At 62.1% G+C, this 18,349-nt stretch carries 15 protein-coding genes; 12 read left to right on the top strand and 3 right to left on the bottom strand.

Annotation, left to right across the window (positions count from 1 at the left end; genetic code table 11):
- Positions 1-10: 10 nt before the first annotated feature.
- Positions 11-979, bottom strand: a complete 969-nt coding sequence (locus tag M0D64_RS02795; protein WP_308101688.1) for a transporter — start codon at positions 977-979, stop codon at positions 11-13.
- A 207-nt stretch (positions 980-1,186) separates the two neighbouring features.
- On the opposite strand from M0D64_RS02795, the gene M0D64_RS02790 reads away from it, so the two are divergent.
- The 12 genes from M0D64_RS02790 to M0D64_RS02735 all read left to right on the top strand — a co-directional run bounded on the left by M0D64_RS02790 (position 1,187) and on the right by M0D64_RS02735 (position 15,289).
- On the top strand, positions 1,187-1,471 hold the full coding sequence (locus M0D64_RS02790; RefSeq protein ID WP_266256527.1) for a hypothetical protein: 285 nt from the start codon (positions 1,187-1,189) through the stop codon (positions 1,469-1,471).
- A gap of 688 nt (positions 1,472-2,159) precedes the next feature.
- Complete coding sequence (locus M0D64_RS02785; protein WP_266256526.1) at positions 2,160-3,374, top strand: ATP-binding protein; 1,215 nt, start codon at positions 2,160-2,162, stop codon at positions 3,372-3,374.
- A gap of 5 nt (positions 3,375-3,379) precedes the next feature.
- Positions 3,380-4,015, top strand: coding sequence for a response regulator transcription factor (locus tag M0D64_RS02780; protein WP_266256525.1), 636 nt, complete (start codon positions 3,380-3,382; stop codon positions 4,013-4,015).
- Between the two features lie 242 nt (positions 4,016-4,257).
- The gene (locus tag M0D64_RS02775; protein WP_266256524.1) at positions 4,258-4,644 is read left to right on the top strand and encodes a response regulator transcription factor; all 387 of its coding nucleotides are present in this window, start codon (positions 4,258-4,260) and stop codon (positions 4,642-4,644) included.
- 203 nt (positions 4,645-4,847) lie between these two features.
- Positions 4,848-5,321 (top strand): YMGG-like glycine zipper-containing protein, encoded by a 474-nt coding sequence (locus M0D64_RS02770; protein ID WP_266256523.1) that lies wholly within the window; start codon positions 4,848-4,850, stop codon positions 5,319-5,321.
- 26 nt (positions 5,322-5,347) lie between these two features.
- A complete protein-coding gene (locus M0D64_RS02765) occupies positions 5,348-6,556 on the top strand; it encodes an efflux RND transporter periplasmic adaptor subunit (RefSeq protein ID WP_266256522.1) in 1,209 nt (402 codons plus the stop codon).
- Positions 6,557-6,568: 12 nt separating this feature from the next.
- Entirely contained in the window at positions 6,569-9,814 is a 3,246-nt protein-coding gene (locus M0D64_RS02760) for an efflux RND transporter permease subunit (RefSeq protein ID WP_266256521.1), read from the top strand.
- 1 nt (position 9,815) lies between these two features.
- Positions 9,816-11,378 carry an efflux transporter outer membrane subunit gene (locus tag M0D64_RS02755; RefSeq protein ID WP_266256519.1) on the top strand — a complete coding sequence of 521 codons (1,563 nt, stop codon included), beginning with the start codon at positions 9,816-9,818 and terminating at the stop codon, positions 11,376-11,378.
- Positions 11,375-12,673 carry a paraquat-inducible protein A gene (locus tag M0D64_RS02750; RefSeq protein WP_266256518.1) on the top strand — a complete coding sequence of 433 codons (1,299 nt, stop codon included), beginning with the start codon at positions 11,375-11,377 and terminating at the stop codon, positions 12,671-12,673. The genes M0D64_RS02755 and M0D64_RS02750 overlap by 4 nt, the downstream gene beginning before the upstream one ends.
- The gene (locus tag M0D64_RS02745; RefSeq protein WP_266256517.1) at positions 12,666-14,282 is read left to right on the top strand and encodes an intermembrane transport protein PqiB; all 1,617 of its coding nucleotides are present in this window, start codon (positions 12,666-12,668) and stop codon (positions 14,280-14,282) included. The genes M0D64_RS02750 and M0D64_RS02745 overlap by 8 nt, the downstream gene beginning before the upstream one ends.
- A complete protein-coding gene (locus tag M0D64_RS02740) occupies positions 14,279-14,866 on the top strand; it encodes a membrane integrity-associated transporter subunit PqiC (RefSeq protein WP_266256516.1) in 588 nt (195 codons plus the stop codon). Before M0D64_RS02745 ends, M0D64_RS02740 begins: the two co-directional genes overlap by 4 nt.
- An 84-nt stretch (positions 14,867-14,950) precedes the next feature.
- Entirely contained in the window at positions 14,951-15,289 is a 339-nt protein-coding gene (locus tag M0D64_RS02735) for a c-type cytochrome (protein ID WP_266256515.1), read from the top strand.
- Positions 15,290-15,467: 178 nt separating this feature from the next.
- Here the strand turns inward: M0D64_RS02735 and M0D64_RS02730 are convergent, their stop codons facing one another.
- Both M0D64_RS02730 and M0D64_RS02725 read right to left on the bottom strand, forming a co-directional pair.
- Positions 15,468-17,474, bottom strand: coding sequence for a bifunctional DedA family/phosphatase PAP2 family protein (locus M0D64_RS02730; protein WP_266256514.1), 2,007 nt, complete (start codon positions 17,472-17,474; stop codon positions 15,468-15,470).
- Between the two features lie 141 nt (positions 17,475-17,615).
- Complete coding sequence (locus tag M0D64_RS02725; protein ID WP_154564349.1) at positions 17,616-18,335, bottom strand: glycine zipper 2TM domain-containing protein; 720 nt, start codon at positions 18,333-18,335, stop codon at positions 17,616-17,618.
- Positions 18,336-18,349 lie beyond the last annotated feature (14 nt).

The raw sequence follows: 18,349 nt of genomic DNA, 5'->3' as shown, positions 1-18,349 counted from the left end.
CAGGCAGGGGTCAATTGAACCAGTGGTATTGAAGCGCGATCGAGATTGTCTGGAAGTTGCCGCCCACACGTGTCACCAGGCCGCGCGACCATGCGAGTTTGGCGGACCATTTCGCTGCCAGCGGGACGGACAGCGTGATGCCGTATCGTGCGCTGAGTTGGTAGTCCTGATCCTCGATACCGTTGACGTGGGTGCGTCCGCCCGTAAAGTAAGTAACATCCGCGGCAAGCCATAGTCTGGGGCGCCAGGTGTACCCGCCGTGCCATTGGAGAGTCGGCATGGGATCCTGGCTGCGCCGATGGCCGCCGAAAAAATCGTCGTTGTCAGTGAAAAGCCATACGCCTGCCGCAGCATCCATAAACCAGTTGCCGAATGGCTGGGAGAGCCCGATTTCGGGTTTGAACGACCAGCGGTTAGCGCCGATATTGATGAGACGGGTGGGTACGTACTGGCCCGTTGGCGCAACCACGCTTAGGCTGACACCGAGGATCGTGCTGGGGGTACGTCGCACGAATTCTTCCGGAGAGAGCGCCGGGTCGCCGAGCAGGTTTGCCGCGATCCTGAAGTGCACGTCGCCGAGACCCGAGCGGTATTGCTGCTGAAAAGCACCCTTCACGTCGCCGCTCACATTCGCGTTCGCATAGGGCACCGATACCGCGACACTCACGGTACGCCCCGCGACCCCGAAACTGTGCGAATAGCCCAGCGAAAAGATGTTGATATGTGCCTGCACATTGGTGATTGGCAACGATGGATCGAACGATACGTCGCCGCTCGATCGCGCGTAGTCGAATACCGCGAAATTGGTCCCCACCGGCACGGCAGAATAGGCGCGCGGCTCCATCTCCTGTGCGTGAATCGACGGTGCGGACATCGAGCACAGCAGAGCGGAGCCGAGCCACGCGAACCGAAAGTGCCATGATTGCGGGACTGTGCGATTCGAATCGTTCGATGCATGCGGCATGGTGGTCAAATCCACTTCTCTTGTTGCCTGATGTGCCGGACGACACGTTGCAAGTCCGCGCGTCAGCGTTGAGCCAATGCTTCCGTTGCGGAGTCGCCTCCATGAGGCGGCTGAAATGCTGCTGCCTGCAATAGGACCAAGGTCCAATATGCATGCGAGCGGATGGGGCTAATCTGGAAGTTGTGGGAGGCGTAGCTGTGCCTGCTGCCTCAGGAGACGACCATGAAAGTGTTGTTCGTGTTGATAGCCTTTGCGCTGTCATCCAATGTATTCGCGGAGTGCACCACTAACGCGCGAGGTATGACCGAATGCAATAACGGACAGGCGGCCGGCGGCTATAACCCGAACACCGGCAATGCGTGGAGGGCGCAAAAGAATCAGAACGGTGTCACGACAACAACGACGAGCAAAGGCGGAGAAGCCAAGACCAAAAACGGTAAGGGCGTATATAAGAGTCCGAGCGGAAAGACCTGTTATCGCACAGCCAATGGTCAAGGGTGCAATTGATGAGGTGTGAAACTGTGCTGCCAATCGATGAAGCACATGGGCGGTCGCACTTTGGTCACATTCATCGGCGGACCGAAATATGTGCAAAAGAAATACCTCAATTACGTTTACATGTTTAACCGTCCGTACTACGATTAATTTTGCCGGTTGAAAGCGCTCCGCTGATGTAACTCCTACCGGTGCACTCGTTCCGCATGCGCCCACAGACAGAGCGTGTCTTCGTCAACTAGTTAACTGTCTGAAGACACGATGAGCCTGCTGTTCAAGAGGCGCAGTCTCGCGCCGATGTTCAGCAAGACTTTTGGCAACCAATCTCGCGGTGCCGAATCTTTGAGGCCGTTCGGACATGAGCATCGTCATGCCTGCTGTCGTCATTTTGCAAACCGCGATTATTCTCGGGTTGCTGGTGCTTGGATTGCGACATCGCGCATCTGCGGCGTTCAGCAGTGTTAATCCGCCAATTGACGGAGCGAATTCTCGCGACTGCGGGATGCCCAGTGAGCATGCGGCGCATTCAGCGCATCTCGAACTGGCGGATAAAGCAGCTCTACACGATTCCTTAAATCATCCCCGTCAATCGGAATGGCTCCGTCCCGAGAAATTTCTCAACCCTCCCGCGGTTTCCGGTGCGCCAGACAGCGGTCTACCGGCGTCGCGTGCGAGACGGCGTTTTACGGATCGGATTCGCATGATGGCCTCCGCGAGAACCGCGCGCAGGAAGACTTATGATGACGTCGCGCGAGCGGTGCTCGCGCACGATTCACACGCTGACGATGACAATAACGATCAGGTGAGCGGTGAGCATTATTTCCGTGAAGTACTGACGTTATTACCGTTAGCCACGCTGATGCTCGACGGGCGCGGCGTGATGGCAATGGTCAATCCGCAAGCGGATCGGCTCTTCGGTTATGACTGTGATGAGTTGCAAGGCAAGCCGGTGGAAATGCTGGTTCACGCGCTGCGTTTCGACAGCCACGCGTCACGCTGGGATGCTCCCCCAGCCACGCAGCAATTGTGCAGGTTCTTGCCGCTGGACGATCTATGCGCGCGCCGTAAGGACGGCACCGAGTTTCGTGCCGACATCGACCTGTGTGCATTTCGTTTCGAAGGTGAAAACGTCACGCTCGCATTCATCATCGACAAGACGGACCGGTATGAGTTACGCCGTCAGCGCGCGGATCTTGCGCATCTGACACGCGTATCGACCATGGGACAACTCGCTTCCTCGCTGGCGCATGAGTTGAATCAGCCGCTTACCGCGATACTCAGCAACGTGCAGGCTGCGCAGCGTTTCATGATGGCCGATCCGATCGATCTGGCCGAGTTGCGCGATATTCTTAACGATATTGTCCAGGACGATTACCGGGCCAGCGAGGTGATCCGGCGGATTCGCGCGGTCGTCAAGAAGGGCGATCTCGAGGTGATTCCTCTCGACCTCGCCGGCGTGATGCGCGATGTGGTGGCGCTGGTGCATAGCGACGCGATCGTGCGCGGTACGCGCGTGACGCTCGATATCGACTCGACATTGCCGCCCGTGCGCGGCGATCGGGTTCAATTGCAGCAGGTCATGCTGAATTTGTTGCTGAATGCGTTCGATGCGATGAATGAGGTCCCACCCGTCGACCGTATGGTGTGCGTCACGCTCAAACCGGCCGACAACGGCATGGTGTTGATCGCTGTTCGCGATCGGGGCCATGGATTGACCGCCGATAAGCTGGACAAGATCTTTAAGCCGTTTTTTACATCAAAACCCCAAGGGCTCGGTTTGGGATTGTCGATCAGCCGTTCCATCATCGACATGCACCGCGGGCGACTATGGGCCGAAAACAACAACGATCGAGGCGCGACATTCTACGTGGCATTGCCGGTTGGCGATGCCACGCCGGAGGATAAGTCGCGATAAAGGCCATGACTGAATCCGATTCGCTTGTCTTCGTCGTCGACGACGACGATTCCGTGCGCCGTGCGTTGGCGCGTCTGCTCCACTCCGCAGGTTACCGTGTCGAAGCATACGGCAATGCCCGCGCGTTTCTCGAACGGTTGCGCGAGGTCGATTCTCCGGCCTGCCTGATTCTCGATGTGCAATTGCCTGACCTGGACGGGCTGGCATTGCAGCGCGAACTCAAGGCGATGCTACCGATCATTTTCGTCACCGGTCATGGCGATATCGCCATGACAGTGGGCGCGATGAAAGCGGGGGCGACCGATTTTCTGACAAAACCTGTGAACGATTGCGATCTGCTCCGCGCGATCGAAGCCGCTTTCGAACGCGTTGCAGAGACCCGCGCTACGCGCTGCGAGCTGGATGCGATCCGTGGCCGGCTGGACAAGCTCACACCGCGTGAAAAGGAAGTCATGGCGCTCGTGGTCACGGGCCGTCTGAACAAGCAGGTGGCAGGCGAGCTTGGCACGGTCGAGAAGACCATCAAGGCTCATCGCGCGCGCGTGATGGCGAAGATGGAAGTCACTTCGCTGGCCCAGCTCGTGCGCGTCGCGGACAAAGTCGGTCTCGGCGGCGCGGGCGAAACCCACGTTTCGCGCTGAAGTCATTGCAGTCCGTTAGCAGCAGTGTGGCCCGATTCGAGGCCTGCTCAGGTGCGTGCGTCGCCGAAGGGCTACTCGCCGGTCCATGCGCGGTTCGCTAGCGGCTCGCACCCGGTCCGCACCTGATCCGTGCTCGATCGACACGGGACCAAGGTCCAATATCCGTGAACCTTTCTGCCTCGTAGGCTTTCGTCTGGGGGAGTGCGCTGACTCGCGTATTCCCGGACACCGGACTACTCTCCATGGGAAAACTCAAACCATTCGTTGTCGTCGTCGATGACGATGAATCGGTGAGCCGGGCGATCAAGCGATTGCTTCGCTCCATCGGGATCGCCGCCGAAACGTTCTCCAGCGGCGATGCGTTCCTCGACGTTCTCGCCTCGATGCCGTCGTATCGACCCGACTGCGTCATTCTCGACGTGCAGATGCCCGGGCTCAATGGACTCGAAGTCCAGCGGCGCTTGGCCGGCAATGGCATACCAGTAATCTTCATTACCGCACACGACGAGATCGGCGTACGCGAGCACGCGCTCGCAGCCGGTGCGGTTGCCTGGTTGCGCAAGCCTTTCAACGACGAACTGTTCGTGAAGACGGTGCGCGCCGCGCTCGACGGTGTACCGCCTGTCTGACGAGCAATTGCATAGCCCTGTAACGCGAATTCGTGCGCTATGGGACCAAAGGCCAATTGCTATCGAACGACGCGAAATCCAATAATTGACTCGACTGATCAGGGGCGAAGATGGCGCCCCGGGTCGGGATCGGGCGCACGGATAGTCGCAAACACGGCGCCCGCTGAAGGATTGTCTTCGGAAAAATTGAACGGAATCTGACCATGCTATCGATCGTGCGAGGGCTGACGGGTATGTTTGTGCTGACGCTGGCGTGTTCGGCGGCCGCGCAGCAGCCCATCATTTATCCGGCGAAAGGCCAAAGCGCGAGTCGGCAGCAAACCGATACCGCGGAGTGCCAACTATGGGCGAAGCAGACGACCGGTGTTGACCCGGTCGCGATTGCTCAACAGTCCGCTCAACCTGGCGCTGCACCCAAGCAAGGCGGAGCGGTCAAGGGCGCAGCGGGCGGCGCCGCCGTGGGCGCGGCAGTGGGCGCCATCGCGGGCAATGCCGGAAAGGGCGCGGCAATCGGTGCGGTCACCGGAACAGCGGCCGGCGGCGTGCGCCAGCGCCGTGCCAACCAGGCCGAGGCTGCGCAGCAGCAAGCGAGTCAGCAACAGACGTCGCAGCAGATGGCGACCTTCAACCGGGCAGTGGCTGCTTGCATGACCGGCCGCGGCTACACGGTTCAGTAGACATCGATCGGGACGGGGAGACAGCCATGAGCAGAAACCGTCTAGGTCTTGCGATTGCCGGGCTCGCCGCGCTTGCGCTGTGCGCCGCCTGTCACAAAGCCGCTACGCTGCCCACCGCCGGAGCGATCGAGGTCACCGTGATGCCGGTGGTGCAGAGCGACACCCCAGTCGATTTCGAATACACCGCGCAAACGCAGAGTTCTCGCGAAGTCGAGATTCGCGCGCGGGTGGACGGCTTTCTCGACAAGCGGCTCTATACCGAAGGGCAATTGGTTCACGCCGGACAGACCCTCTTCCAGATGGACGCAAAGCCTTTTGACGCGGCGTTGCAAACCGCCAGAGGCCAGCTCGCCCAGCAGCAGGCGCGTCTAACCGTCGCGAAGGCGAATCTCGCGCGCGTGATTCCGCTCGCCGCACAAAATGCGTTGAGCCAGAAGGATCTCGACGACGCAACCGGCAATGAAAAGCAGGCGGAAGCCGCGGTGATCGCAGCTCAAGGACAGGTCCAAACCGCCCAGTTGAATCTCAGCTACACGACCATCAAGTCGCCGCTCACCGGTTTGTCCAGCTTCGCGAGGCAACAGGACGGCAGCTTTGTCACCGCCTCGGCTTCGGGCTTGCTGACCTATGTCTATCAACTCGATCCGATGTGGGTCAACTTCAGCGTTTCAGAAAATGAGTTGTTGAAGTTCCGCGAAGAGATCACGGCGGGCCGTTTGCGGTTTCCGGCCAATGACGACTTCGAAGTCACGGTGATCATGGCGGACGGCACCGAGTTTCCTAACCACGGTCGTATCAGTTTCGCCAATCCCGCCTTCAGCACGGCGACCGGCACGTTCCTCGTACGGGCGTCTTTCGCGAACGAGAAAGGCCAGTTGCGTCCCGGCCAGTTCGTGCGGGCGCGCGTGTCCGGCGCTTCCCGGCCGAAGGCGATTCTCGTGCCGCAACGCGCGGTCTTGCAGGGAGCGAAAAGCCACTTCGTGTGGGTGGTCGACAACGACTCCAAGGCGCATCAACGTGTCGTGGAAGTGGGCGAATGGCATGGCGACGACTGGTTCATCACCGAGGGGTTGCAACCGGGCGAGCGGGTGGTGGTAGACGGCGCGATACGCGTGGCCGCCGACGTGCCGCTGAAAATCGTCGCAGCGCCAGCCGCGCATGCGGCGGCCTACGTGCCGGGAGTCGGGGGGAGCAGTTCGACGGGACATCCGTCCGACACGACCGCCGCGCAGTAGGGGACACGCGACATGAATATCTCCCGTTACTGCATCGACCGCCCGATTTTTGCGTCGGTGATTTCGATTGTCATTACGCTCGGCGGCGCGGTGGCGATGTTCAACTTGCCGATCGCGCAGTATCCGGATGTCACCCCGCCGCAGATCACGATTTCCGCCAATTATCCCGGCGCGAATGCCGACGTGGTGGCCAACAACGTGGCCGCGCCGATCGAGCAGCAGGTGAACGGCGCGGACAACATGATTTACATGAACTCGTCGAGTTCATCCACCGGCAATCTGACTGTCAACGCGTACTTCCAGATCGGCACCAATCCGGAACTGGCGCAGGTCGACGTACAGAACCGCGTGAACCTCGCGCTGCCGCAACTGCCCTCTTCGGTGCAGTCACAGGGCATTCAGGTGCAGAAGAAATCGTCGGCGTTCATGATGGTGATCGCCATCTATTCGCCGGGCGATCGCTACGACGCGACGTATATCGCCAACTACGCGAATATTTACGTGCTCGATGCGCTCAAGCGCATTCCCGGTGCGAATCAATCGTCTATCTTCGGCACGCCGGACTACGCGATGCGTATCTGGCTCAAACCCGACCGCATGGCACAACTCGGTATTACGGCCGGGGATGTGCAGAGGGCGGTCTCCAACCAGAACCAGCAATTCGCTGTAGGCCGCCTCGGTCAGTCGCCAACGGGCGCGCCAGTCGAACAGTCGTTCGCCGTCACCACCACAGGCCGGCTGAGCGAGCCTGCGGAGTTCGACAACATCATCATCCGCGCGGCCAGCGGCGACGCCGCCATCGTGCGCCTCAAGGACGTCGGCCGCGCCGCGCTGGGCCAGAAGGATTACTCGATCCGCAGCCGCTACCAGGGCAAGGCGGCTACCGTCATCGCGGTGTATCAGCAGCCGGGCGCGAACGCGCTCGACGTGTCCAAACAGGTGCGTGCCACACTCGAGGAAATGAAAAAGACCTTCCCACAGGGTCTCGAATACGACATTGCGATGGACACGACCGAGTTCACGCGCGCGTCGATTTCCGATGTCGTCCATACGTTTTTCGAGGCTCTCATACTGGTCGTGATCGTGGTGTACGTGTTCCTGCAGAGCCTGAGGGCCACACTGATCCCGGTTCTGGCGGTGCCGGTTTCGATCATGGGCACCTTCATGGGCATGCTCGCGCTCGGCTTCTCAATCAATATGCTGACCCTATTCGGCATGGTGCTGGCCATCGGCATCGTGGTGGACGACGCGATTGTCGTGATCGAGAACGTCGAGCGGAATATGAACGTCCACAAGCTGAGTCCGAAGGACGCCGCGAGGCGCGCGATGGACGAAGTGGCCGGCCCGGTTGTCGCGATCGTGCTCGTGCTGTGCGCGGTGTTTGTGCCGGTGGCTTTTCTCGGCGGCATTACGGGACAGTTGTACAAGCAGTTCGCCATCACCATCGCGATCTCGGTCATTTTCTCAGGCGTCGTTGCACTGACGCTGTCACCGGCGCTGGCCGCCTTGCTGCTGAAGCCCGGCCATCATGAGAAGAAAGGCTTCTTCAAGTGGTTCGACCGGAACTTCGAGAAGATGACCGACAGCTACACGTCCATGGTCAAACTGGTGATCAAACGCTTCGTGGTTGCGCTGCTGCTGTTTGTCGGCATGGTAGCGCTGGCGGTGATCATGATGCGCACCATTCCGACCTCGTTTCTGCCGCCTGAGGATCAAGGCTATCTGCTCGGCGCGGTCATCATGCCGGACGCGGCGAGCCTGGATCGAACCGGCGAGGTGTCGGAGCGCGTGACCGATTACTTCATGAAACAGCCTGCGGTAAGCAGTGTGACGACCGTCGACGGTTTCAGCCTGCTCGACAGTCAGAACAAGAATAACGCCAGCACGTTCTTCATCGGCTTCAAGAGTTTCGATGAGCGCTACAAGTTCGCCAATATCAAAACCCAGAACGCGAAGGCGGTGTTGATCGACGCCTACAAGAACCTTTCCACTGTCAAAGAGGGGATCATCCTGCCGGTCAATCCGCCCTCGATTCCGGGGCTCGGCACGACGGGCGGCACCGAGATGTGGATTCAGAGCAAGGGCGATGCGACCACGTCGCAGTTGGCCGGCGTGGTGGACGACTTCGTTGCGAAGGCGAAAAGCCGGCCGGAACTGGCGCGTGTCACGTCCACGTTCAATGCGTCGTCGCAACAGTTGCTGGTGGACGTGGATCGCGACAAGTCGGAAACGCTCGGCGTGCCGATCGAAGAAGTGTATAGCGCGATGCAGACGATGTTCGGCTCGCTCTACGTCTCGCAGTTCAACCGTTCGAGCCGGTTGTGGCAGGTCATCCTGCAGGCCGAACCGCAGTACCGTCTCACACCGCAGGATCTGAACCAGCTTTACGTACGCAGCAAGACCAACAACATGGTGCCGCTGAAGGCGGTGGTGAACTCGAAGTACGTCACCGGCCCGGATCTGATCACGCGTTTCAACAATTTTCCGGCGGTCAAGATCACGGCGAATGGCGCGCCTGGCTACAGCTCCGGGCAAGTCATCAACGCGCTGGAGGAAGTGGCCGACCAGGTCATGCCGACGGGCTACGGCGTCGGCTGGAGCGGTGAGGCGTACGAGGCGCGGCAATCGGGCGGCACCTCGGGGCTCGTGTTCGTGTTTGGTCTCGTGATGGTGTTCCTGATTCTCGCCGCGCAATACGAGAAGTGGAGCCTGCCGTTCGGCGTGCTGCTGGCGGTGCCGTTCGCGTTGTTCGGGGCGCTGCTCGCAATTCTTTTGCGCGGCCTTGAAAACGACGTGTATTTCCAGATCGGCTTGACCATGCTGGTGGCGCTCGCCGCCAAGAACGCGATTCTGATCTTCGAGTTCGCGGTGCTCAATCGCGAAGCGGGCGAGTCGGTATACGACGCGGCGGTCACGGCGGCAACCGAACGCTTGCGGCCGATCGTGATGACTTCGCTCGCGTTCATTCTCGGTTGCGTGCCGCTTGCCATCGCGCTCGGCGCGTCGGCCAACAGCCGGCATTCGATCGGCACCGGTGTGATCGGCGGCATGCTCGGCGCAACGGTGATCGCGGTGTTCTTCATTCCGATGTTCTTCTACGTGCTCGAAACCATGTCGGAAAAGAGCGGCGGCAAGAAGACGCCGGGAGCGAGCGGCGGGTCAACTGCGGCAGATGATGCGGGGCCGGTTGCGCCGATTGCGCCGGCAGGTTCCGGCGGTCCTACTGTCACGCCGTCCGCACGACGCGAGGGCGACTGACATGAGAGGCACTCCGTTCCGGCTGCGTCTCGCGCCCGCGTTGCTGCTCGTAACAGGATTGAGCGGTTGCCTGTTCGGTCCCGACTACGTGCGCCCGAACGTGGAGACGCCCGCGAACTTCCGTTTCGAAGCAGGCGAAACTACGGAGGTCGCCAATACGCCGTGGTGGGAACAGTTTCAGGACCCCGTTCTGAACGATCTGATTCTGGCCGCGCTCACGGACAACAAGGATGTGAAGATCGCGGCAGCCCGCGTCGACCAGTTTCTCGGTCAGTTCGTGACGACGCGCTCGGCGCTTTTTCCGCAGATCAACGCCGGTTTCGACGCGTCCCGCCAGCGTGTTTCACAGGCCGGGCCGACGCCGTTGCCTGCGGGCTTCGGTCCTGTCTACAACGCGTTTTCGGCGCCGTTGTCGGTGGCGTGGGAACTGGACCTTTTTGGGCGCGTGCGTCGAGAGACCGAATCGGCGCGTGCGAGCCTGCTCGCGAGCGAGGAGGGCCGTCGCGCGACGATTCTCTCGCTGGTTGCTTCGGTGGCGACTGCTTACATCAATCTGCGCGATCTTGATCAGCAACTGGCGATCGCCAAGGCGACCACCGACAGCCGCGCCGGATCGGTCAAAGTATTCCAGGCGCGCTTTTCCGGCGGCGATGTCTCGCAGATGGAACTCGCGCAGAGCCAGTCCGAATATGAAGCCTCGCTCGCGACGATTCCGCAACTCGAAACGCAGATCGCACAGCAGGAAGACGCGTTGTCGGTGCTGCTCGGCCACAACCCTGGCCCGATATTGCGCGGCCGTGAGCTGACCGAACTGGTGCAGCCCGTGGTACCCGCCGGCCTGCCGTCCGATCTGCTCGAGCGTCGTCCCGATCTGCTGCAGGCCGAGCAAAACCTGGTCGCCGCGAATGCCTTGATCGGCGCGGCGCGCGCGCTGTATTTTCCGCAAATCTCGCTGACCGGTCTGTTCGGCTCGACGAGCGGACAGTTCTCGAAACTGTTCACCGGGCCTGCGCGCGTCTGGTCGTACGCCGGTTCGTTGACGGTGCCGATCTTTACGGCGGGTAGCATCAGCGGTCAGGTCAGTCAGGCGGAGGCGCAGCAGCAACAGGCGCTGATCCAGTATCAGCAGGCTATCCAGACCGCGTTCCAGGAAGTCGACGATGCGCTCATCGCGCTGCAGAAGTCGCGCGAGCAACTGGTCGTGCAGGCTCGCCAGGTGGACTCGCTGCGCACGTATGCGCGGCTCGCACGGCTGCGTTTCGAAGGCGGCTATACGAGCTATATCGAGGTGCTGGATGCCGAGCGCAGTTTGTTCAATGCGCAGCTTGGCTACACGCAGACCAATGGCCTGGTGTTCAACTCGCTGATCGGTCTCTACAAGGCGATGGGCGGCGGCTGGGTTGTGCAGGCCGAGGCGATGACCGGGCGAGTGATGGGGCAGAAGGCGGTGGCACAGTTGGCCAGTCAGTCCGGCGATCAGTCAGGGACTCAGTCGACGAATCCATCAGCGAATCCGTCAGCGACTCCGACAACCACGGCGCCCGGCGCGGAGCAGCCTAAATGATCACCGCCACGACAAACGAGGCAAACGAGGCCGGTCCGATTCCCCTCGTCGCCTGCCACGAATGCGATCTGCTGCAGCGCGAATCCGCGGTGCCGCCCGACGGCACGCTGCGCTGCTGCCGCTGTCACGCGGAACTCTATCGCGCGCATCCCGACAGCACCGACCGGGCGCTGGCCTTCACGCTGACCTGCGTCGTGCTGTTCTTCATCAGCAATCTGTATCCGATTGTCGGACTCGCGGTGAACGGCGATCTCGTCGAGACGACATTGCTCGGTGCGGTTCGCGTACTCTACAAAGACGGCATGTGGCCAATCGCGGGTCTCGTGCTGGCGACCACCTTCCTGATGCCGTTGATGCAGATGACTGCGATGGCTTATCTGCTGGTGCCGTTGCAGCTGAACCGCCGCCCGTATCACGCCGACTTTGTGTTTCGCCTGATGCATCTCGCGCAACCGTGGGGCATGACCGAGGTGCTGATCCTCGGCATGCTGGTGGCTCTCGTGAAGCTCGCGCACATTGCGAGCGTGGTGCCTGGTGTCGCGCTCTGGTCGTTCGGCGCGCTCATGCTGCTGCTGGCGGCGGCCGGCTCCGCCTTCGATCCACACGCACTCTGGCGGCGCATGGGCAGCTTCGACGATGCGGCTTCGAAGACGGAGGCGGCCGCCGCCGCGTCCGCCCACACCGCGCTGCGCTGCGGCATGTTGAGTTGCCATAGCTGCGGCCTGCTGGTGAAGTCGACGGCTCATGTGCACGGTGCAGCATGCCCGCGCTGCGGCGCTCATTTGCATGCACGCAAACCCGACAGCATCGCGCGTACCTGGGCCTTCCTGATTGCCGCCATCGTGATGTATATCCCGGCGAATGCGCTGCCCGTGATGAATACCAGTTCGCTGTTCGGCTCGGAGAAGGACACCATCATGAGCGGCGTGGTTTATCTCTGGACCTCAGGCTCATGGCCGCTCGCCGTGGTGGTGTTCATCGCCAGCGTGGCGGTGCCGATGCTGAAGATCCTGGCGCTGATCTACCTCGTGATCTCCACGCAGCGGCGCTCGGTCATGCTCCTGCAGCAACGAACCCGCATCTATCGTCTGGTGGAGCTGGTGGGCCGCTGGTCGATGCTCGATATCTACGTCATCACCATTCTTGTCGCGCTCGTGCAGTTCAACGCGCTGGCCACGATTCAGGCGGGACCCGCCGCGGTTGCGTTCGGCTCGGTAGTCGTGCTGACGATGTTCGCGGCCATGTCGTTCGACCCGCGCCTGATCTGGGACGCGACGGAGGATCATCATGTCTAGACCTCCCGGGCCACCGGAGCTTCCCGAAGCGGTAGCGACGCGTCGCTCGCGCTGGCGCATGCAAGTCGTGTGGCTGGTGCCGCTGGTGGCGGTACTGATCGGCGGCTGGCTCGCGGTCAAGGCCATCCTGGAACAGGGGCCGACCGTCACCATCAGTTTCGAAACCGGTGAGGGGCTCGACGCTGGCAAGACCAAACTCAAGTTCAAGAACGTGGATATCGGCGTGGTCAAGAGCGTCACGTTGTCGCGCGATCACCGCAATGTGGTCGCCACCGCCGAGCTCACGAAAGACGCCACGGGTCTTCTGGTGGACGACACGCGTTTCTGGGTCGTGCGTCCGCGGATTTCGGGCGGCACGGTGTCGGGCATCGGCACCTTGATCTCCGGTTCGTTCATCGGCATGGACGTGGGCAGCTCGCCCAAGTCACGGCGCGACTACGTCGGGCTCGAGTCGCCGCCGGTGTTCGCGAGCGGCGTGCCGGGGCGTGAGTTCGTCCTGAAGGGCGACGACATGGGGTCGCTCGATATCGGCTCGCCGATCTATTTCAGGCGCTTGCAGGTCGGCCAGGTCACATCGTACAAGCTCGATGACGACGGTAAAGGGGTGACGATGCATGTGTTCGTCAACGCGCCGTACGACAAGTACGTGCAGAACGACACGCGCTTCTGGCAGGCGAGCGGTGTCGACGTCTCGCTCGATGCGACAGGTGTGAAGGTCAATACGCAATCGCTGGTGGCCATTCTGATCGGCGGCCTTGCTTTTCAGTCGACTGACAACGCGGTTGATGGGCCAGAGGCGAATGCCAGCACCGAGTTCACGCTGTTCTCTGACAAGACCGAGGCGATGAAACGCCACGACACTATCATCGATAACTACGTGCTCAATTTCAAGGAGTCGGTACGCGGCTTGACGGTTGGCGCGCCGGTCGATTTTCTCGGCATCGTGGTAGGCGAGGTCTCAGGGATTCGTACACGGTTCGATCCCGTAACGAAACAGTTCAGCATTCCGGTCGAGATCAAGGTGTTTCCAGAGCGATTTACGTCGCGCTTCGCGTCAGGGAAGACCGGCGGCAGGCTGACCACCGACGCCGATCGGCAGCAACTTGCGCAAACGCTCGTCGATCATGGCCTGCGGGCCCAACTGCGCACCGGCAATCTGCTAACTGGCCAGCTATACGTCGCGCTCGACTTCTTCCCCAATGCAGCCAGCGCGAAGGTCGACTGGAGCACGAACCCGCCCGCGATGCCGACGGTGCCCGGCGGCCTGCAATCGCTTCAGGACTCGGTGACGGCGCTCATCGCCAAGCTGAACAAGATTCCGTTCGAAGCGATCGGCAACGATGCGCATCAGACCCTGCGCGATGCGGATGCATTGCTCAAGCGGCTGGATACCGAGGTCGCGCCGCAAGCGGCTCAAACGCTGGCCGCCGCGAAGACCGCGCTCGACTCGGCGAATAACGCGCTGCAGCCTGACTCCGCGCTGGCACAGAACACCGGCGACGCAATGAAGGAACTGGCGCGTACGGCGGCGGCTTTCCGCACGCTGGCGGACTATCTCGAGCGCCATCCAGAGGCACTGATCCGCGGCAAGCTGGAGGATAAGAAATGATGCGCCCATCCTTAATCGTAGCAGTGGCGTTGGCGCTCGCCGCGTTGTACGGTTGCGCTTCGTCGCCCAAGTCGGACTTCTACACGTTGAGCCCGGCGGCCGCGCAGACGGACATGCCGCCTGCAGCGCCGATTGCTGTCCTGATCACGGTGGTGACCGTGCCCGATCTCGTTGACCGGCCGCAGATCGTGGTGCGTTCCGGTGACAACAAGGTGGATATCGACGAATTCGCCCGCTGGGCCGATCCTTTGAAAAGCCAGATCCCGCGCGTGGTACGCGCCGACCTCGGGCAGTTGCTGAACAGCCCGCTTGTCTCCACCTATGCGATCGGCGGCGATCCGGCGTCGGCTTACCGGGTTCAACTCGACATCCAGCGCTTCGATGCGGCGCTTGGCGACGCGGTGACGGTTGACGTGTTGTGGTCGGTCGCGTCGCCGGGGAAAAAGCCGGTGCTAAGCGGCCGAAGCACGGTCCACGAGCCTTGCAGCGGCGCCGGCTTCGATGGTGTGGTCGCGGCATACAGCAGGGCGCTCGGAACGGTGAGCCGCGATATTGCCAGCGCGATCCGCCCGGCGTCGCCTTGATGGGCGGTCGGGGATGACGCCGCGCGTAGGTCAGCATGGGTGAACTGGGCCCTTGGCGGCGCGTCGCGACACTGGAGAAATATCGTGAAACGCGTGGAAAACTTATGTTGTAACGCGGTCCTCCTCAGCTTGGCGCTGATGGTTTGCACGGGTGCACTCGCTCAATCCGCAGTGGCGGGGTTGATCGAACAACAACATTGCATGTTCTGTCATACCACCGAAGGGGCCGATCTGGCGCCGTCATTCCCCAAGATCGCACAACGCTATCGCACGTCGCCAGGGGCGAGTGTCATGCTGGAAAAGAAGCTGCTGGCCGGCGGAAAACCTCACTGGGGCGATATCACCATGCCGGAGGCCGATCCGGTTCCACCGCTTTCAAGTGACGATGCCCACGTGCTCATTCAGTGGGTGTTGCATCAATAGAAGGGGCTGCCTGCGTCGACCGGCATGTGCGAGTCGAATAGCGCAGGTTATCCACAGAAAATGTTCATATCCTTGTGGACAAGTCCTGGCCAAAGCCGCCAAGTGATTGAGCGCAGAGCGATTTCCTGATCGGTACGGCGAACCCGCACATCCAGGCAGACCATCGGCAACGCGCCGCTCATTCCACCGGCGAGGCCAGCAGCGACACCGGCACGCCTTGACAACTCACCCTGGCCACGAGCGCCGCGCCGAGATCGGCGCTTGCTCTAGTGTGCGCATCGAACGACGACTCTTCCTTGTCGACTCGCAGAATGTTAATCGGCCACGATGCCCGGGCGAGCCGTTCGTGCGCAAAGGACCCGACCCACAGCGGCGTGGCGGACGCGCCGTTCTCCACGGCATAGCCGCTCGGCCAGAAACGCAGGACGTCGCGTTCGTCGCGCGTGTCGCCGGGGCGCATGAGGACCAGCGACGAAGGCACGCCGTTGTTCAGCTTCGGCAATACCGGCAGCGATGTCGCCGCGACGTTCGGCGAGGCAAGCGAGAGCAGGCTGCGCGCCGACAGGTCCGTGCCCTCGATCCATCCCTGGGCGCGCAGTTGCCCCCTGATCGAATCGAGGTTCGACACCCATTGCAGCGTGAGCGGTTCCTTGTGGTCGCCGCCCATGTCCGAGCGATAGCATGGCAGTCTTTTCCACAGCGACACTGTCCACTGCGCTTGCGTGACCAGCACGGGCTGCGGGTGAGGCATGTGGTCCGGCGCCGCTGCCAGGGGATTGACGCTCAGTTGCACGCCCACGCTCGCGAGCATGACCACCAGAACCACGACCGGCATGAAACCGCGTGAGGGCGGCACTTCCGGATACCGTAATATTGCCGTCAGCGAGACGATGGCCACCCAGACGTATGCGAGCGCGGCACCGCCGATCGCGTCGGAGACCCAGTACCTACCGAAGTAAAGTCCTGCGAGCGCGACCACGATCACGACCACCATGCTCGCGGTCGCCACGAGCAAACCTTCCAGCATGCCGACCCGTCGCACGAGCAGGAACGCGAGGAAGCCGTAGACGATCACCGTCGCGGCGACGTGATTGCTCGGAAACACGTACGCGTCGGACAGGAGTTCATTGGGCGGCGCGCGGTGCATGGCGAACTGCAGGGCGAAGATCAGCAATTGGGAAAACACGACCGCGGCGAGCCAGTAGCCGATGGCGCGCCAACGCCGCTCGAGCAGCATCCACACCACCACCGTCACGACCACCGCCGTCAGCGTGAAGACGCTGCCGAGTGTCGCAACGCCTGCAAGGACCGTGTCGCTCCATGGCGTGCGCACCGATTGCAGGAAGTGATAGACGGACAGATCGACACTGACCAGCGGATCGCCGCTGACGACGTCGTCGAGCACGCCGAAGAAGAGCGCACCCGCCGCGAGCACAACCAGCGACGTCAACACGATGCTGCTGGCATCCGGCTGTTCGGGGTCGAGCAGCCGCCGCGCGAATCGGCCGAACGGGCCTGGGTGGCGGCACGCCCAGCTTCCCAGGTAGCGTCCCGCCGCGCTCGACCACGCACTGGCATGCGAGACCAGGAACTCCATCGCGCGATAGCTCAGCCAGACGATGCCCACCAGCAACGCGATGATGACAACGAGGCGGAACGACACCGCGCCGGCCAGCAGCACCGAGGCGCCGAAGACCACGCCCGGCAGGATATGCGCGGGAGCCCACAGCAGCGCCGACAGTACATTCATGCCGTAGAAGCGCAGCGGCGTCATGCCCAGCATGCCTGCCACCACCGGCACGATCGCTCGTAGTGGTCCGACGAAGCGGGCGAACACGACACCTTTGGCACCATGTTTCTGAAAGAAGCGGTGGCCGGCGTCGAGTATCTGCGGGTGGGTGCGGAACGGCCAGAACTGGACGATCCTGTCTTTGTAGCGGCCACCGATCCAGAAGCTCATGCCGTCCCCGGCGATGGCGCCGGCGATCGCCCACAGGAACACCCAGCCGAGGCTCAGTGAGCCGGTGCCGGCCAGTGCGCCGGCGAGGAACATCGCAGTGCTGCCCGGGATGAAGGTGCCGATGACGGCGACGGCCTCCAGGAAGGCCGCAAGAAAGACGACCGTGAGCATCCACGCCGGATGGCCGGCAAGCAGATGCAAAAGGTGGATGTAGGCGTGCTCCATCGTGCGCGATCAGCCGTTCTGGCGTAACGGTTGATCATAACGCGCACGGCGCTGCGCCACATTTTTGCCAACCGGCATCGGGCGACATGCCGGCGCACAATCTCACGAAGCCGTCAGCACATCGCCAGATGCGTTCGCCCGTTATGAAGCCGTCAACGAATCGCCGGATACGTGGACCCGCTCGCCGATCTGGACGTCCGGCTGCGTCGGGTAGCTGAAGTTGCGGTAGCTGCCGTCCTGCATACGCACCTGGACCTGATACGTGGTCTGCTTGCGCACGGCGTGCTCGATCCCGTTGCCGGCAAGACCCCCGCCGACAGCGCCTGCGATGGTGGTGAGAATCTTGCCCCGTCCACCGCCGATCTGATTGCCGACGAGGCCGCCGGCGACCGCGCCACCCAGCGCGCCGAGCCCGGTGGTCGGCTCAGGCGCCTGCACCGTGTTGATGGCGACGACTTCGCCCGCATAAGGGTCGGCGACCGGCCTTGCCGGCGCGGGTTCATAGGGTGCCTGGTAGCCCTGATTGTTTGCGTACCTCGGTGTCTCCGCGGCGGGCGTGCTGTGCGTGTGATGCACGCGCGGCCGTGCCGGTGCGGCTTGCTGGACCGTTTGCTGGGCCGTCTGCTGAACCGGTTGCTGAACCGGGGCCGCCTGGGGCGCGGCGACCGGAGCGCTGGCAACCTGCGCGGCGACCGTGGTGGCCGGCTGCGCGGGCTCGGTAACGGCGTGCGAGGTAGGCAGAAGGCCAGTCATCGCCGCGATGCCGGTGGCGCTCGCGAGGATGACGGCCACGGCTGCGCCGGCGACCAGGGGGTGGATACGGCTGCGCTGCGAATTACTGGAGGTGAGGTTCGTGTTCATTGCGGGCTCCGCGG

The sequence above is a fragment of the Paraburkholderia sp. WS6 genome (assembly GCF_030464835.1).
Lineage (GTDB): Bacteria > Pseudomonadota > Gammaproteobacteria > Burkholderiales > Burkholderiaceae > Paraburkholderia > Paraburkholderia madseniana.
The sequence above is the reverse complement of the archived record's forward strand: the minus strand, read 5'-3'. Positions and strand labels throughout refer to the sequence as shown.

What these genes read in the sequence shown, in the direction of transcription:
- M0D64_RS02790 (WP_266256527.1), top strand. Translation starts at nt 1,187, where the DNA reads ATGAAAGTGTTGTTCGTGTTGATAGCCTTTGCGCTGTCATCCAATGTA.
- M0D64_RS02785 (WP_266256526.1), top strand. Translation starts at nt 2,160, where the DNA reads ATGATGGCCTCCGCGAGAACCGCGCGCAGGAAGACTTATGATGACGTC.
- M0D64_RS02780 (WP_266256525.1), top strand. Translation starts at nt 3,380, where the DNA reads ATGACTGAATCCGATTCGCTTGTCTTCGTCGTCGACGACGACGATTCC.
- M0D64_RS02775 (WP_266256524.1), top strand. Translation starts at nt 4,258, where the DNA reads ATGGGAAAACTCAAACCATTCGTTGTCGTCGTCGATGACGATGAATCG.
- M0D64_RS02770 (WP_266256523.1), top strand. Translation starts at nt 4,848, where the DNA reads ATGCTATCGATCGTGCGAGGGCTGACGGGTATGTTTGTGCTGACGCTG.
- M0D64_RS02765 (WP_266256522.1), top strand. Translation starts at nt 5,348, where the DNA reads ATGAGCAGAAACCGTCTAGGTCTTGCGATTGCCGGGCTCGCCGCGCTT.
- M0D64_RS02760 (WP_266256521.1), top strand. Translation starts at nt 6,569, where the DNA reads ATGAATATCTCCCGTTACTGCATCGACCGCCCGATTTTTGCGTCGGTG.
- M0D64_RS02755 (WP_266256519.1), top strand. Translation starts at nt 9,816, where the DNA reads ATGAGAGGCACTCCGTTCCGGCTGCGTCTCGCGCCCGCGTTGCTGCTC.
- M0D64_RS02750 (WP_266256518.1), top strand. Translation starts at nt 11,375, where the DNA reads ATGATCACCGCCACGACAAACGAGGCAAACGAGGCCGGTCCGATTCCC.
- M0D64_RS02745 (WP_266256517.1), top strand. Translation starts at nt 12,666, where the DNA reads ATGTCTAGACCTCCCGGGCCACCGGAGCTTCCCGAAGCGGTAGCGACG.
- M0D64_RS02740 (WP_266256516.1), top strand. Translation starts at nt 14,279, where the DNA reads ATGATGCGCCCATCCTTAATCGTAGCAGTGGCGTTGGCGCTCGCCGCG.
- M0D64_RS02730 (WP_266256514.1), bottom strand. Translation starts at nt 17,474, where the DNA reads ATGGAGCACGCCTACATCCACCTTTTGCATCTGCTTGCCGGCCATCCG.
- M0D64_RS02725 (WP_154564349.1), bottom strand. Translation starts at nt 18,335, where the DNA reads ATGAACACGAACCTCACCTCCAGTAATTCGCAGCGCAGCCGTATCCAC.